Here is a 15,370-nt window from a genome sequence, read left to right as displayed (position 1 = left end):
TGTACAAGACCGCATCAATAATAAAAATCTAATAACGATATGGCGCGCATGCAGGATTTAGGCCTGATGCGTGTCATAAGGGCATATTTAATACACGCTATGTGTTCGCATAAGCTTGTTCTTTAGTTGCGCCAGTATTTATCGTCTCAATTTTATTCATGGAGACATCTATGTCCGATGAACCGACCGGTTTAGGGCGACGCGACATGCTGATCGGCACTGCCTCTCTCGCTGCCGCTGCTGGCTTGCCGATGGCCGCCGATGCCAAGGCCCGCAAGAAACCCGCCCCGCATACCCCCGCCAAAGGAGCTACGACCATGACCAACCCAAGCTATGTCACCACTAAGGACGGCACCCAGATCTATTTCAAGGACTGGGGTCCGAAGACCGCGCAAGCCATCGTTTTCCACCACGGCTGGCCGCTGTCGTCCGACGACTGGGACACCCAGATGATCTACTTCCTGAGCAAGGGCTTCCGCGTCGTGGCGCACGACCGCCGTGGCCATGGCCGCTCGACGCAGGTCAGCGAAGGTCATGACATGGACACCTACGCCGCCGACGCCAATGCCGTCGTCGAACATCTCGATCTGAAAAACGCCGTCCACATCGGTCACTCGACCGGCGGCGGCGAAGTGGCGCGCTATGTGGCGAAGTTCGGTGGCAATGGCCGCGTGTCGAAGGCCGTTCTCGTCAGCGCCGTCACGCCGATCATGCTCAAGACCGACGCCTTTCCTCTGGGGCTGCCGATCAGCGTGTTCGATGGCCTGCGCGAACAGACCGCCAATAACCGCGCGCAGTTCTACAAAGACCTGCCGATCCCCTTCTATGGTTTCAACCGCGATGGCGTGAAACCGATCGACGGCGTGATCGACAACTGGTGGCGTCAGGGCATGACGGGCTCAGCCAAGGCCCATTACGAAGGCATCAAGGCCTTCTCGGAAACCGATCTGAGCGGCGACCTGAAGGCTATCGACGTGCCGGTGCTGATCCTGCATGGCGATGACGACCAGATTGTGCCGTACAAGGCGTCCGCCCTGGAGGCCATCAAGCTGGTCAAGCACGGCACGCTGAAGATCTATGAGGGCTATCCGCACGGTATGTTGACGACACATGCCGATGTCATCAATCCTGACCTGCTGGCCTTTATAAGGGCGTAATCTCCCTAGATCCTCCCCTGCAAAGCGGGGGAGGTGTCAGCGCGTCGTCGCTGACGGAGGGGGCAGCGCCATAGTCAGTTCGCCCCCTCCGGCGGGACAAGCCCGCCACCTCCCCCGTACGCTGCGCTAGAGGGGAGGATGAAAACGATCACATCCCCCCGTCCTGACCGCCGCCGAGTGCCTGATAGAGTGTCGACTGATTGATCAGTTGCGACAGGCGAGTGTTGTCATAGCTCAGTTGCGCCGCACGGGCCGATTGCTGGGCGTCGAGCCAGACGCGTAACGCCACAGAACCGGTGCGATAACGCACGGCATAGAGCGCTTCGGCCTTTCGCGCCGCTGCCAGACTGGCCGCCTGCGCCTCGCCCTGCTGCGCCAGACGGGTGCGGTTGGAAAGCGCATTGTCTGTATCGGCCAGGGCCTGCAACAAGGTGGTGCGGAAATTGGCGACCGCGATCTCATAGGCCTTTTCCGACATGCGGATATTTTGCTTCACCCGTGGATAGTTGAGGAAGGGCAGGGTGAGCCCTAAGCCCAGCGAACCGGCCGGAGTGCTGAACAGACTGCCGAGTTCGGCGCTGGAGGCGCCGCCGGAGGCGCTCAAGGTGAGGGCCGGATAGAGCGAGGCCTTGGTGATATCGACATCGGCCAGGGATTCGCGCAGTCGCAACTCCGCCGCGCGCAGATCGGGGCGACGGCTTAAGAGCTCGGCCGGCAGACCGGCGCGTACCTCCGGCAGCGGGACATCTGGCAGGCTTTGCGGTTCGGCGCTGGCGTCCCAGATGTCGCCGCCAAGCAGGACAGTAACGGACGAACGGTACTCGACCAGTTGCTGCTCAAGCGCGGCCAGACTGGCGAGTTGCGCATTGACGCTCTGATCGGCCTCGGCCACCTCGACGCCCGACACCGAACCAGCATCGTGCTGGAGGGTGACGAGATCGCGCACCTTGCGGACAGAGGCAAGATTCTGCTCACCCACCGCGATCTGCTGACGGGTGTAGGCGATGCGCCAGTAGAGCTCGGCGGTGGTGCCGATCAGCGCCAGTTGCGCCGCCTGACGGTCTTCCTCGGTGGCTTGTGCTTCCCAGTTGGCGGCGCGTGTGTTGGCGCTGAGGCGGCCCCACAGATCGACCTCATACGAGACGCCGACACTGGCGGAATAGGTGGTGCTGTCGGAGGTTGAGGCACCGAGGCTGCCGGACGCTTCGGGCACCTGATCGAGCCGCGTCAGCCCGGCCTGGAGTTGCGCCTGCTGGACTCTCAGGGCTGCCGCGGCAAGGTTGTCGTTCTTCGCCAGCACGCGCGATATCAGCGTATTGAGCGCCGGATCGTTGAAGGCCGTCCACCAGTCGCCGGAAATGGCGGTGGCGGCGCTGCCCTCGCCGGCCATACCTTCACTAGCATGGGCGAACTGCGCCGGCGTCGGCACCTGCGGTGTTTCATAGGGCGTCGAGGCGCAGGCGCTCAAACCGGCCGCCATGATCAGCACCAAAACGCTTCTGTTCTTCAGAAAGTAGGTCATCAGTCCCTCATAAGCGCGGTGACGGGGTCGAGGCGGGCGGCGTTGCGCGCCGGCAGGAAGCCGAAGACGACGCCGATCAGGGTGGAGCAGAGGAAGGCGGCGACAATCGAGGTGACCGAATAAATCAGCGTGAAATCGGTGCTAAACATCTTGAACAGCACACCGAAACCGAGCGCCGCTAGGATGCCGAGGATACCGCCGAGCAGGCAGACGAGCACGGCTTCGATCAGGAATTGCTGCATGATATCGCGGGTGCGTGCCCCCACGGCCATACGCACGCCGATCTCGCCGGTGCGTTCGGTAACCGAGACGAGCATGATGTTCATGACGCCGATGCCGCCGACGACCAGCGAGATGACGGCGATGACCGAGATCAGAAGGGTCAGGGTGTTGGTGGTGGCCGTGATGGTCTGGCGGATTTCATCGGTGTTGAGGATGGTGAAATCCTGCGTACCGTGGCGCCGGGTCAGGAGTTGGGTCACGCCTTCCTGCGCCACTTCCGAATTGGTGTCGTCCTTGACCCGCACCGTGATGCTGCGCAACACACTGGTGCCGAGCATCCGGGCGTTGACCGAGGTATAGGCCATGTAGATGTTGAGCGCGTCGCCGCTGCCCCCGCCGAAGCCGGAGCTTTTGTTGGTGACGCCGACGATGCGCGCCGGCACTGAACCAAGCAGGATGACCTGGCCGAGTGGTGAGCCCTGCCCGGTCGGGAAAAGCGTGCTGTAGGTGTTGTCGTCGATCACCACATCCTGCGTCAGGCGGTCTACGTCTTCGCTCGTCAGCCAGCGGCCTTGCGCCATGGTCAGGCCGCGCACGCGGTCATACTGATCGCCCACACCCATGATGGTGGCGTTGGCGGCGATTGACCCCGAACGCAGAACGGCGTTGGTCTGGACAAGCGGCGTCACGCTGTCGGCGTAGGGTTGTTTGGCCAGAATATCGGCGTCGGACACCACAAGCGTTCGCACCCGACCTGACCGGGTATCGCCGAAGCCGCGTCCGGGATTGATCTGCAGCGTATTGGTGCCGATGGAGGCGATCTGCGCCAGCACCTTTTGCCTTGAGCCTTCACCCAGCGCCACAACGCAGACCACCGAGGCGATGCCGATGATGATGCCGAGCATGGTCAGAAAGGTGCGCATGCGGTGGGCATTCATGGCCAGCACGGCCATGCGGAAGGCTTCGTTGAAGCTGTCGATGACGGCCTGCAAACCGCCTTGCGATGTGGCGGTGATCGGCGGCAGGCCCTGGTTCTCGACCTCTCCATGACCTGCGCCCTTGCGGTCGTTGATGATGTGACCGTCGCGGATTTCGATGACGCGCTCGCAGTGCTCGGCCACCTCCATGTCGTGCGTGACGATGATGACGGTGTGGCCCTGCTTGCGCAGGCCCTTCAGGATACGCATGACCTCTTCGCCAGAGGCTGTATCGAGCGCGCCGGTCGGCTCATCGGCCAGCACGATCTCGCCGCCGTTCATCAGGGCGCGCGCGATCGAGACGCGCTGCTGCTGACCGCCCGAAAGCTGGCCGGGACGATGGCCGGTGCGGTCTTTCAGGCCTAGCCGTGCCAGCAGTTCGCCCGCACGAACCTTGCGCGCTTCGGGTGGTGTGCCGGAATAGATGGCGGGCACCTCGACATTGCCCAGGGCCGTCAGGTCATTGAGCAGGTGATAGCGCTGGAAGATGAAACCGAAGTGCTCACGGCGCAGTTCGGCCAGATCGTTGGGGCCAAGTTCGGCCGTGGTGCGCCCGCCGACCGCATAGACACCGGAGGTCGGCCGGTCGAGGCAACCCAGTATGTTCATCAGGGTCGACTTGCCGGATCCGGACTGGCCGACAATAGCCAGCATTTCGCCGGGCGCGATGGTCAGGTCGATATCGTGCAGCACCGTGATAGTGCCTTCGCCGGCGGGAAATTCCCGGCGCAGCTTCTTCACTTCCAAAAGGGGCGGGGTACTCATCTGTGCGCGTCCCTTACAGTCCGCCTGGAGGTGGACCGCCCATGCCGCCGTTGCGACGGTTGCCGCCACCGCTGCGGCTGGAAGACGAGGCACCGGAACCGCTGGACGAGGCCGCCTGGGCGATGACCACCTGTTCGCCGTCTTTCAGACCGCTCAGCACCTGCACATTGGTGCCGTCATTGATACCGATAGTAATCTTGCGGCGTTCGGGGCGTTTGTGCTTGTCCTTCGGATTGGCCACCATGACGGAATAACCGCCATCCTTACCCTTGCGGCCAAGCGCTGCTGAAGGAATGGTCAGCACGTTTTTGGCACCCTCGAGGACGATATCGACCTGGGCGGTCATGGTGGTGCGAAGCGTGCCATCGGGATTATCGACATCAAAGATGGCATAGTAATAAATGGCCGAGGACGAGGCGGCGGTGGTCGTATCCGGATCGAAGGTGGTCGGCGCCGGCTCGATGCTGCGCAGCTTGGCGTAATACTTCTTGTCGGGATCGCCAAGCGTGGTGAAATAGACATCCATGCCGGCCTTGACGTGCGCAACGTCGGCTTCGGAAACCTCCGCCTTGACCGTCATCTTGTCGAGCTGGCCAAGGCCCACAATGGTCGGGGCCGATTGGTTGGCATTGACCGTCTGGCCTTCCTTGGTGACGATGGCGATGACCGTGCCATCCATCGGTGCCAGAATGCGGGTATAGCCGAGATTGACGTTGGCCGTATTGACCGAGACATTGGCGGACTGGATCTGGGCGTTGGCGGCATCAACGCTGGCCTGCGCGCTTTTCAGCGTGGCGAGGGCGGCTTCATAGTCAGCCTTCGAGCCGGCATCGGCCTGATAAAGGGTCTGCTGGCGGGTGAAATTGCTTTGCGCCTGCGCCAGGGTGGCCTGAGCCGAAGCGCGCTGTGCGGCGATATTGTTAAGCTGGGCCCGCGCGGTTTGCAGGCTGTTCTTCTGGGTCTGGGAATCGATCTCGGCGATCAGGTCGCCTGTATGAACGTTATCGCCCAACGCCACGGCGAGCTTCGTCACCTGACCGGAGACCTGCGCGCCGACGCTGACCTGCTTGAACGGCTCAAGGGTGCCAGAGGCGAGGACGGTTTTCTCGACATTACCCATGGTGGCGGCCTGGGTGACCAGTTCCGGCGGTTTCGGGCGATTGAAGAAGATCAGCCAGATGGCGATGATCGCCACAAGCGCCGCAGTCATGATCGCTGCAAGTCGAAGGAAGCGTTTGTTTTTATACCACATATATCGAAGCCGCCGTTAAAGGTTTCGGATCGCCGACCAACGGATGGCCGTAGAAGAAACAGGCCATTAACATGCCCGCTGGGGCAGGGTGATGTCAGGGCGTGCAACATTGCACACGCATCACGTGTGGCCTCAGGAGCCGCAAGTCATCACCCACAGATATTTCTACGGAAGACTGTGAAATATCTGTCGTAAGGAAACGATGAGGTTCGTAGGTAAAAGGGCGGCGGTGCTAGTCCAGGGCTTCCCATGCCCCTGAGGTTTCCGAGCGGAACAAGGCATCGATGATCTTCATATTGGTGCGCGCATCGTCCATGCCATAGGGCAGGTCGGTCTCACCACGTACGGCGCGGCAGAAGGCCTCGCCCATCAGGGTGTACTGGTTGGAGGCTTGCAGGGTGTGCGTCACCGCCGTGGCGCCTGTCAGGGTCTGACCGTCATCGATCGTGACGATCTGTGGTGCCTCGGGTGGCTGGTTGAATGGGATCGACAGGGAAAGCCGGCCCTTGTCACCGAACACGGTCACCGATTGCGCCGACGCCAGACAGGTGGAGACCGCGAAGGTCAGGTGGCGACCGGCGCCAAAATCGAGCAGGCCGGAGGTGATCGTGTCGGTGCCGAACGTCTTGTCCCGGCTGATCAGCGCCATGACGCGCAAGGGGTCGGCTTCGAAAAAGAAGCGCCCGGCCACGATAGGGTAGCAGCCGATATCCATCAGCCCGCCGCCGCCCCACTCGACCTTGTTACGGATATTGTGCGGGTCGGTGTTGTTGTAACTGAACTGAGACTGGATGACCTGGGCCTGGCCTATGGCGCCTTCGCGGATCAGGCGGCGCGCTTCCAGCCATTGCAGCGAATGGCGCACCATAAAGGCTTCCATAATGTGGGTTCTTTTAGTTTGCCCTACCGCCGTCTGACGGTCCAATCCGCTGCTTGAGGGCGGACTCACCTTCGCCAGTTCATCGATCTCGGAGGCCTTGAGCGCCATCGGCTTTTCGCACAACACATGCTTGCCGGCACGCGCCGCCGCCAGGGTCATCGGCACATGCAGATGGTTCGGCAGCGGGTTATAGATGACCTCGATCTCCGGATCGGCCAGCAGGTCTTCGTATGAGCCGTAAGCCCTCTCAAGACCAAGCTTATCGACTGCGGCTTGCGCCGATTCCAGATTGCGCGAAGCCAGTCCTTTGACACGGATCAGATCGCTTCGCATCAGCGCCGGTATGACCTTTTTGACGCCGATATTGGCGGTCGACAGAATGCCCCAGACAACCTTTTTCATGCTTATAGTCTTTCAATCAGGCCCATGGCCGCGGCGGGGTTGAGCGTCTTGTAGCCGCTGATGACATAGAGGTAGACGTCGCGCGGTGTCGGCTTCTGCACCTTGCCGTAATGGGCCAGATCATTGGGGATCTGCCCTTCGGCCAGGGTGCGGGCGCGGTAGGCCCATTCATCGAGCGCCTGCTCGCTATAGCCGCGCGGCTCGTCTTCGCGGGTGCCCATGATGCGGACATAGGCGAAATCGGCGGTCAGGTCGGCGATGACCGGAAAGTCCGAATCGGCGCCGGTGATGACGGCCACACCGTATCGACGCGCCAGATCGACAAACTCTTCACACTGGAAAGTGGGGTGTCGCACCTCGACCGCGTGGCGGAGTTTGACGCCATCGACTTCTGGCGGCAGCAGCTTAAAGAAGTTCTCGAAATCCTCCGGATCGAATTTTTTGGTCGCCATGAACTGCCAGTTGATCGGGCCCAGCTTGTCCTTCAGTTCGCTGATGCCGCTGTTCAGGAAGCGCTCAACCGACTCTTTTGATTCCGCCAGGTTCTTGCGGTTGGTGGCGTAGCGCGTGCCCTTGATGGCGAAGACGAAATCATCCGGCGTTTCGGCGTGCCATTTCTGGAAGGAGGATGGTTTTTGCGCGCCATAATAGGTGCCGTTGATCTCGATGGAGGTCACTTTGGAGGACGCATATTCCAGTTCGCGTTTCTGCGTCAGACCGTCCGGATAGAAGGGGCCGCGCCACGCTTCGTAGGTCCAGCCGCCGATGCCGACATAGATGGTCATAACGCATTCTCCCTTGCTTTTAAGGTTGCCTTGGCAACTCTTGCCCGATGTGGTGCCAAACTATGCCATAAGGGCGCAACCTGTTTTTGGCAGTATTTTGCATGTTCACTTTATGTTCCGAGTGTGGCATAAGTCAATGACCATGGACGACCACAAGCCAGCCCTGCAGAGAAAGATCATCCACGTCGATATGGACGCCTTTTTCGCGTCGGTAGAACAGCGCGATCATCCAGAATTGCGCGGCAAGCCGGTGGCGGTCGGCGGCGGTTCGGAGCGCGGTGTGGTGGCGGCGGCCTCTTATGAAGCGCGCAAGTTTGGCGTTCATTCGGCCATGGCCTCGGTGACGGCCAAGCGCAAATGTCCGGAGCTGATTTTTGTGCGCGGTAATTTCGAGACCTACCGTGCGGTATCGAAGCAAATTCATGAGGTCTTTGCCGAATATACGCCATTGATCGAGCCGCTATCGCTCGATGAGGCGTATCTCGATGTGACCGAAAACCTGAAAGGCATCGCCTCTGCCACTCAGATCGCCGAAGAGATCCGCGAGAAAATCCACGCCGCAACGCAGCTCACCGCCTCGGCCGGTGTGTCGTACAACAAGTTTCTCGCCAAGCTGGCTTCGGACCAGAATAAGCCTGATGGTCTTTTCGTCATCAAGCCAGCCATGGGGCCATCCTTCGCCGCTTCCCTGCCAGTCAAGAAATTCCACGGCATTGGCCCGGCCACGGCGGCGAAGATGAACCGGCTCGGTCTCTATACCGGCGCCGATATCCGCGCCCAGTCGCTCGATTTTCTCGAACAGCATTTCGGTGTGTCTGGGCGATACTATTATGGCATTTCACGCGGTATCGACCATCGCCAGGTGCGCCCCGATCGTGAGCGCAAGTCGATCGGCGCCGAGAATACCTTTTTCACCGATACCACGGATTTCGATACCGCCTGGGGGTTTCTGGAACCCTTGATCGACAAGGTTTGGACCTATGTCGAGGCGAAGCAGATCAAAGGCCGGACTGTGACGCTGAAGGTCAAGTTTTCGGATTTCCGCATCATCACCCGCAGTCGTTCAGGCCTTGTGCCGGTAGCGAGCCGTGAGCAACTGGCACAGTTCACGCGCGTCCTGCTGGAAGGTGTGTTCCCGGTCGGTAAGGGCATACGGTTGCTGGGCGTGTCGATGTCATCCCTGGGAGAGAAAGCCGAAGAGACGCAGGCGCAGTTGAGCCTGTCGCTGTAACCTGGTGGCGGACGCTATCTGAGCTAAAATGATGCGCAAGACTTGTGGACACACCGCGTGGGGCCTAGATTGGCTTTATGTCCATGCGTGCTCCCCTCATCGATGCGTTCGGTCGGCGCCTCAGCTATGTGCGGCTTTCGGTGACCGATCGTTGCGATCTGCGCTGCACCTATTGCATGAGTGAGCAGCAGACCTTCCTGCCGCGCAAGGACCTGCTCAGTTTCGAGGAAATGGAACGCTTAAGCCTGTTCCTGATCGACAGTGGCGTCGAGCGCCTGCGGGTCACCGGTGGTGAGCCTCTGGTGCGCAAGGGCGTGCTTGATTTCCTGCGCCGGCTCGGCGAGCAGGTGCATACCGGGCGCTTGAAGGAACTCACCTTGACCACCAACGGCACCCTGCTCGAAGGCGCTGTGCCGGCCCTGGTTGAGGCCGGGATCAGGCGCATCAATGTGTCGTGTGATAGCCTCAAACCCGATGTTTACCGCAGGGTGACCCGCGGCGGCGATCTGGCACGGGTGTTGAGCGGCATAGCGGCGGCGCAGGCGGCCGGCCTCCATATCAAGCTCAATGTCGTGGCCCTGGCGCAGGATAATCAGGCGGATATTCCGGATATTCTCAGCTTCGCGCATGCGCGTGGTATTGATCTGTCGCTGATCGAGACCATGCCGCTGGGCGATGACGTCGCCGGACGTGAGGTGCAGTTCCTCTCACTGAAAGACGTGCTGGCGCACTTGCGCAGTTTCTGGCAGGTCGAAGGCGTCAGTGATACCACCGGCGGGCCGGCGCGCTATTATCGCATCAAAGAGACCGGTGGAAAACTGGGCTTGATCACCCCGCTCAGCCATAATTTCTGCGACACCTGCAATCGCGTGCGCATCACTTGCACCGGCCAGCTCTATATGTGTTTGGGCCAAGACGATCACGTCGATCTGCGTGCGGCCTTGCGCGAAGATGCAAGCGATGCCGGACTAAAGGCAGCCTTGGCGGAAGCCTTATTGCACAAGCCAAAAGCACACGATTTCTATATTTCCGGCGCCGGTCTCGTCCAGCCCGCACGCAGTCATGCGCCAGCACGGCCTATGTCCCTAACCGGGGGCTAAAGGCGGGTGGTTGATATTGGTGAAGGCCGCATCATCGCTCACGGCGATGTGCCCGGTTTTCAGCGTCGCCAGGAAGCGCATGACTGCCAGACCGCCTTCAGCTTTTTTCAGAGCATCGCGCAAGTCCGCCGCCAAAGAAACCTGCCACAGAGCGCATAGCGGATAGTCACGCGCGCCCTTGAAATAGACCACATCGGCAGGCGGGGCGGCCAAAAGTTGCGCTACCATGTCAAACGGCAGGTGCGGCATGTCGCACGGCGTGGTGATGACCGAGGTGTCTCCGTCGGTCTTTGCCATGTCGAGCGCGCTCAAAACACCGCTCAAGGGGCCAAGGCCTGTGAGCTCATCGAAGATCAGGCGCGCATCCAGGCAGGATAAGGGCAGAGCAAGTGGCGTCCCCGGCGCACCGGCATTGATAACGATCTCGCGGGTTTGCGGTTTCAGGCGCGCCATAGCGGCTTCAATCAGGGTCGAATGTCCATAAGGCGCAAAGGGCTTGTGCCCGCCCATGCGCTTGCCTTCTCCGCCGGCGAGGATTACGACTTTCGCTATCATGGTCAGAATGTACCGTGCGCCCTGCCGTTTGGCAAAGGCTGAGTGGCGTTCAAAACCTTTAAAATACAACCGTCTTTATGGAATTTTTATAAGGAGCCACGGGCTCCTTATTGGATGCTTACGGCGTGCTCCATAGGGTTTTTATATACGACGGCCAGAAATTTATTTCTGTGCCGCTTGCTGCGATGAAAAAATACGGGGGACTGGAAAGCTGATGTTACGAAACTTTGCGACGCGGCCAGGGCGCCAGATACGCGCCGATTTGACAGTATCACTTGGCCTGGCGCTGGTGGGTATTTTCTTCATCATCAGCGGCATCGTTTCCTACGCGAATATCCAGACCGTCCAGAAGGACGCCCTGCTGGTTCAGCAGACACACAAAATTCTGATCGGGCTGAACGAGCTGTTGTCGACCGTCAAGGATGCCGAAACCGGCCAGCGTGGCTATGTCCTGACCGGCGAGGACAGCTATCTCGATCCTTACAATCTTTCGGTCGCGCAGGTTGACGATCAGTTGACCAAGCTCAACCTGTTGCTGGCCGATGAGCCCGAACAGCAGGTGCGGTTATCGCGTCTGCGCGAACTCACCTATGGCAAGCTGGGGGAGTTGGCCCGCACGATCGAAATACGCCGTAATCAAGGCTTCGAGCCTGCGCTGGTCATCGTCAGGGGGAATAGCGGCAAGGCCTATATGGACCAGATTCGCTCGCAGGTCTTTGGCATGCAGGCGGTCGAGACGCAACGCCGCGAACAGCGCGTTGCCGAAATGAACGAGGCCTACAAGATGGCGCTGATCAGCGTCACCGTGGCGGCTGTGATTGGTGTTCTGTTGTCAGGCCTGATCACCTGGATGATCACGCGTGCCTCGACGCTGCGCCGACAGGAAGAGTGGCTGCAGGCTGGCCAGGTGGGGGTCAGCGCCACCATGATGGGCGAGCAGCGGCTGGATCAGCTTGGCAACAGCATCCTGACCTATCTGTCCAACTATACCCATGCCCATGCCGGCGCCTTCTTCGCGCGGGTGGATGGTGTTTATCGCCGGGTCGCCACCTTCGGTGTGCCCGAGCAAAATGATATCCCGGTTGTATTCGGGACGCAGGACGGTCTGCTGGGCCAGGTAGTCACCGAGGCCCAGACCCTGGTGCTGCGTGATCTGCCAGAAAGCCATCTGGCGGTGTGCGCAGCACTCGGTAAATGGCGGCCGCGCCATGTGCTGATCGCGCCGGCCCGGTCGGAAAAGGTGGTCGATGCCGTTGTCGAGCTGGGCTTTCTTCACACCATGCCGGACAGCACGCAGGAACTGCTGGCGCGCGTGTCGGAATCGATCAGCATCGCCATACAGTCGGCCAATTATCGCGCCAATCTGCAAAACCTGCTCGAAGAAACCCAGCGTCAGTCCGAAGAACTGCAAAGCCAGGGCGAGGAGCTGCGCGTCAATAACGAGGAACTGGAAGAGCAGAGCCGCGCACTGAAAGAGACGCACTTCCGCCTTGAGCAGCAACAGGCCGAACTCGAACAGACCAATGCCCAGCTTGAGGAGCAGGCGGCGATTCTGGAGCAGCAGAAGGACGATCTCGGCCGCACCAAACAGTCGGTCGAGCTGAAGGCGCAGGAACTGGAGCAGGCCAGCCGCTACAAGTCCGACTTCCTCGCCAACATGTCGCACGAACTGCGCACACCGCTCAATTCGTCGCTGATCCTGGCCAAGCTTCTGGGTGATAATCCGGACGGCAACCTGACCGAGGAACAGGTCAAGTTCGCCCAGACCATCCAGTCGTCGGGCAATGACCTGCTGGCCCTGATCAACGATATTCTCGATCTCAGCAAGATCGAAGCCGGCCAGATGGAGATCCGCGCTGAAAGCCTGTCGCTCAGTCGCCTGATCAAGGATATGCAGCGCGTCTTCGATCCGATCGCCGGCCAGAAGAAGCTCGATTTCAAGGTAAAGGTGGCCAAGAATCTGCCCGACGCCATCGAGGCTGATCGCCAGCGTCTGGAACAGGTGCTGAAAAACCTGCTGTCCAATGCCTTCAAATTTACCGAAAGCGGTTCGGTCGAACTGGCCCTGTCAAAGGGTGCTGACGATCAGATTGTGATGACCGTGACCGATACCGGCATCGGCATTTCGCCCGATCATCAGGATGCCATTTTCGACGCTTTCCGACAGGCCGATGGCACGATCAGCCGCAAGTATGGCGGCACCGGCCTTGGCCTGTCGATTTCGCGGGAACTGACGCGCCTGCTCGGCGGCCGCATCAGTCTCAAGAGCGCCATGGGCAAGGGCAGTGCCTTCTCGCTCACCCTGCCGATGGCCTATGATCCGGGGGCCGTCGTGCCGCGCGCCATCATGCCGGGGATCGAGCGCGACGATACGCTGGAGATCGCCGCAGCGCCTCACGTCAAGTCACCTGTGATGGCTGAGAGCAAGGCCAGAACGGCCAAGCCGGTGCTCAAGCCGGGCCGGGTGCAGGATGATCGCGACAAGCTCGATCCGTCGCGCCGTACTATCCTGGTGGTTGAGGACGATGTCTCCTTCGCCGCTATTCTCTACGACCTGGCCCATGATCAGGACTTCCTTTGCCTGGTGGCGACCACCGCGGAAGAAGCGCTCGACATGGTGCAGCAATATACGCCGTCAGCCGTGGTGCTCGATATCGGCCTGCCCGATCATTCCGGCCTGTCGGTGCTCGATCGTCTGAAGCGTGACAACCGCACCCGCCATATTCCGGTTCACGTCGTCTCGGGCAGCGATTACCAGCACACCGCCCTGTCGCTTGGCGCGGTCGGCTATATGCTGAAGCCCGTCAAGCGCGACGAACTGGTGGACGCCTTCAAATCGCTGGAAGAGCGCCTGAGCCAGCAGATGCGCCGTGTCCTGATCGTCGAGGATGACGAGGTCCAGCGCGACAGTGTGGCGCGCCTGCTGAAAAGCAACGACACCCAGACCATCGCGGTCGGCACGGCGGCGGAATGTCTCGAACTGCTGAAAGTCCAGACCTTCGACTGCATGGTGCTCGATCTCACCCTGCCCGACGCCACTGGCTATTCGCTACTGGAAACCCTCAGCCACGAGGATGCCTACGCCTTCCCGCCGGTTATCGTCTACACCGGCCGCGATCTCTCCTACGACGACGAGCAGAAGCTGCGCCGTTACTCTTCGTCCATCATCATCAAGGGCGCCAAGTCGCCGGAGCGCCTGCTCGATGAGGTGACGCTGTTCCTGCACCAGGTGGTGTCGGAACTGTCGCCCGAGCAACAGACCCTGCTCAAGAAGGCCAAGAGCCGGGACGCCATGCTGGAAGGCCGTCGTATTCTGGTGGTCGAGGATGATGTGCGCAATGTCTATGCCGTCACCAACATCTTCGAGCCGCTGGGCGCCATCGTCACCATCGCGCGCAATGGCCTCGAGGCGCTCGATGCGCTGGAAAAGACCAATGATCGCAAGGACAATCCCGACGCCGTCGATCTGGTGCTGATGGACGTCATGATGCCCGAAATGGACGGCCTGACCGCGACGCGCGAAATCCGCAAGCGCCGTGACTGGGCCAAGCTGCCGGTGATCATGCTGACGGCCAAGGCGATGAAGGACGATCAGGAGCGCTGCATTGACGCCGGCGCGAATGACTATATGGCCAAGCCGCTCGACGTCGAAAAACTCATTTCCCTGGTGCGCGTATGGATGCCGAGATAATGCCCCCAAAGACGGAAGACATCGAGATACGGCTTCTGCTTGAGGCCATCTTCCGTAAGTACCACTATGACTTTCGTGGCTACGCCATGGCGTCGATCAAACGCCGTCTGTTGCAGGCGCGCGACCATTTCAACTGCCAGACCGTATCGGCCTTGCAAGACATGGTGCTGCATGATCCCGGCATGATGACCGCCATGCTGCCCTATCTGACCGTGCAGGTATCGGAACTGTTTCGCGACCCGCTCTATTTCAAGGCCATCCGCGAAAAAGTGGTGCCGCACCTCAAGACCTATCCCTCGCTCAAGGTGTGGATCGCGGGTTCATCGACCGGCGAGGAGGTCTATTCCTTCGCCATCCTCTTCCGCGAAGAGGGGCTGTTCGAGCGCACGATGTTCTACGCCACCGACATCAATCACGACGCGCTGAAAAAGGCTGAGGCCGGGGTCTACAGCCTTGAGCGCATCAAGCTGTTCACCGAAAACCACCGTCTTTCGGGCGGCAAGGGTTCGTTGTCGGACTATTACACCGCCGCCTATGGCGCCGCTTCGTTCGACAAGACCCTGCGCAAGAATGTCGTCTTTTCGGATCACAGTTTGGCCACCGACGCCGTCTTCGCCGAAACACACATGGTGTCGTGCCGTAATGTGCTGATCTATTTCGATCGCGAGCTTCAGGATCGCGCCATCACCCTGTTCAAGGGCTCGCTGGCGCGCAAGGGCTTCCTGGGGCTGGGCTCCAAGGAGACCCTGCGCTTTTCTTCCAGCGCGGACGCCTTCACCGATTTTGCTCATGATGAGCGCATCTACCAGAAACGGGATGTGACATGAGTAC

At 60.3% G+C, this 15,370-nt stretch carries 11 protein-coding genes; 5 read left to right on the top strand and 6 right to left on the bottom strand.

Annotated features, from left to right (window positions below; genetic code table 11):
- The first annotated feature begins 170 nt into the window (after positions 1 to 170).
- Positions 171 to 1,157, top strand: coding sequence for an alpha/beta fold hydrolase (locus tag B060_RS0109055; protein ID WP_018081458.1), 987 nt, complete (start codon positions 171 to 173; stop codon positions 1,155 to 1,157).
- Between the two features lie 148 nt (positions 1,158 to 1,305).
- Here B060_RS0109055 and B060_RS0109050 read toward each other — a convergent pair whose 3' ends face one another.
- The 5 genes from B060_RS0109050 to B060_RS0109030 form a co-directional block, all read right to left on the bottom strand.
- On the bottom strand, positions 1,306 to 2,679 hold the full coding sequence (locus tag B060_RS0109050) for an efflux transporter outer membrane subunit (RefSeq protein ID WP_018081457.1): 1,374 nt from the start codon (positions 2,677 to 2,679) through the stop codon (positions 1,306 to 1,308).
- On the bottom strand, positions 2,679 to 4,643 hold the full coding sequence (locus B060_RS0109045) for a MacB family efflux pump subunit (RefSeq protein ID WP_018081456.1): 1,965 nt from the start codon (positions 4,641 to 4,643) through the stop codon (positions 2,679 to 2,681). The genes B060_RS0109050 and B060_RS0109045 overlap by 1 nt, the downstream gene beginning before the upstream one ends.
- Positions 4,644 to 4,656: 13 nt before the next feature.
- Positions 4,657 to 5,853: an efflux RND transporter periplasmic adaptor subunit gene (locus tag B060_RS0109040; protein ID WP_018081455.1), complete on the bottom strand. Its 1,197-nt coding sequence runs from the start codon at positions 5,851 to 5,853 to the stop codon at positions 4,657 to 4,659.
- A gap of 274 nt (positions 5,854 to 6,127) precedes the next feature.
- Positions 6,128 to 7,177 (bottom strand): Gfo/Idh/MocA family protein, encoded by a 1,050-nt coding sequence (locus B060_RS0109035; protein ID WP_018081454.1) that lies wholly within the window; start codon positions 7,175 to 7,177, stop codon positions 6,128 to 6,130.
- 2 nt (positions 7,178 to 7,179) lie between these two features.
- Complete coding sequence (locus B060_RS0109030; protein WP_018081453.1) at positions 7,180 to 7,962, bottom strand: DUF72 domain-containing protein; 783 nt, start codon at positions 7,960 to 7,962, stop codon at positions 7,180 to 7,182.
- A 142-nt stretch (positions 7,963 to 8,104) separates the two neighbouring features.
- Between B060_RS0109030 and dinB the strand changes: the two genes are divergently transcribed.
- Both dinB and moaA read left to right on the top strand, forming a co-directional pair.
- Positions 8,105 to 9,193: a DNA polymerase IV gene (dinB, locus tag B060_RS0109025; protein ID WP_201768073.1), complete on the top strand. Its 1,089-nt coding sequence runs from the start codon at positions 8,105 to 8,107 to the stop codon at positions 9,191 to 9,193.
- A gap of 77 nt (positions 9,194 to 9,270) precedes the next feature.
- Positions 9,271 to 10,293 (top strand): GTP 3',8-cyclase MoaA, encoded by a 1,023-nt coding sequence (gene moaA, locus B060_RS0109020; RefSeq protein WP_018081451.1) that lies wholly within the window; start codon positions 9,271 to 9,273, stop codon positions 10,291 to 10,293.
- Here the strand turns inward: moaA and mobA are convergent.
- Positions 10,279 to 10,848 (bottom strand): molybdenum cofactor guanylyltransferase, encoded by a 570-nt coding sequence (mobA, locus tag B060_RS24125; RefSeq protein WP_155847563.1) that lies wholly within the window; start codon positions 10,846 to 10,848, stop codon positions 10,279 to 10,281. The two genes, moaA and mobA, sit on opposite strands and share 15 nt — an antisense overlap.
- 262 nt (positions 10,849 to 11,110) lie before the next feature.
- On the opposite strand from mobA, the gene B060_RS0109010 reads away from it, so the two are divergent.
- Both B060_RS0109010 and B060_RS0109005 read left to right on the top strand, forming a co-directional pair.
- Positions 11,111 to 14,539: a response regulator gene (locus tag B060_RS0109010; RefSeq protein WP_330217072.1), complete on the top strand. Its 3,429-nt coding sequence runs from the start codon at positions 11,111 to 11,113 to the stop codon at positions 14,537 to 14,539.
- Positions 14,539 to 15,366 carry a CheR family methyltransferase gene (locus B060_RS0109005; RefSeq protein ID WP_026172712.1) on the top strand — a complete coding sequence of 276 codons (828 nt, stop codon included), beginning with the start codon at positions 14,539 to 14,541 and terminating at the stop codon, positions 15,364 to 15,366. The genes B060_RS0109010 and B060_RS0109005 overlap by 1 nt, the downstream gene beginning before the upstream one ends.
- The last annotated feature ends 4 nt before the right edge of the window (positions 15,367 to 15,370 follow it).

It is taken from the genome of Asticcacaulis benevestitus DSM 16100 = ATCC BAA-896 (genome assembly GCF_000376105.1).
Lineage (GTDB): Bacteria > Pseudomonadota > Alphaproteobacteria > Caulobacterales > Caulobacteraceae > Asticcacaulis > Asticcacaulis benevestitus.
This window is presented reverse-complemented; position numbering and strand designations above follow the sequence as displayed.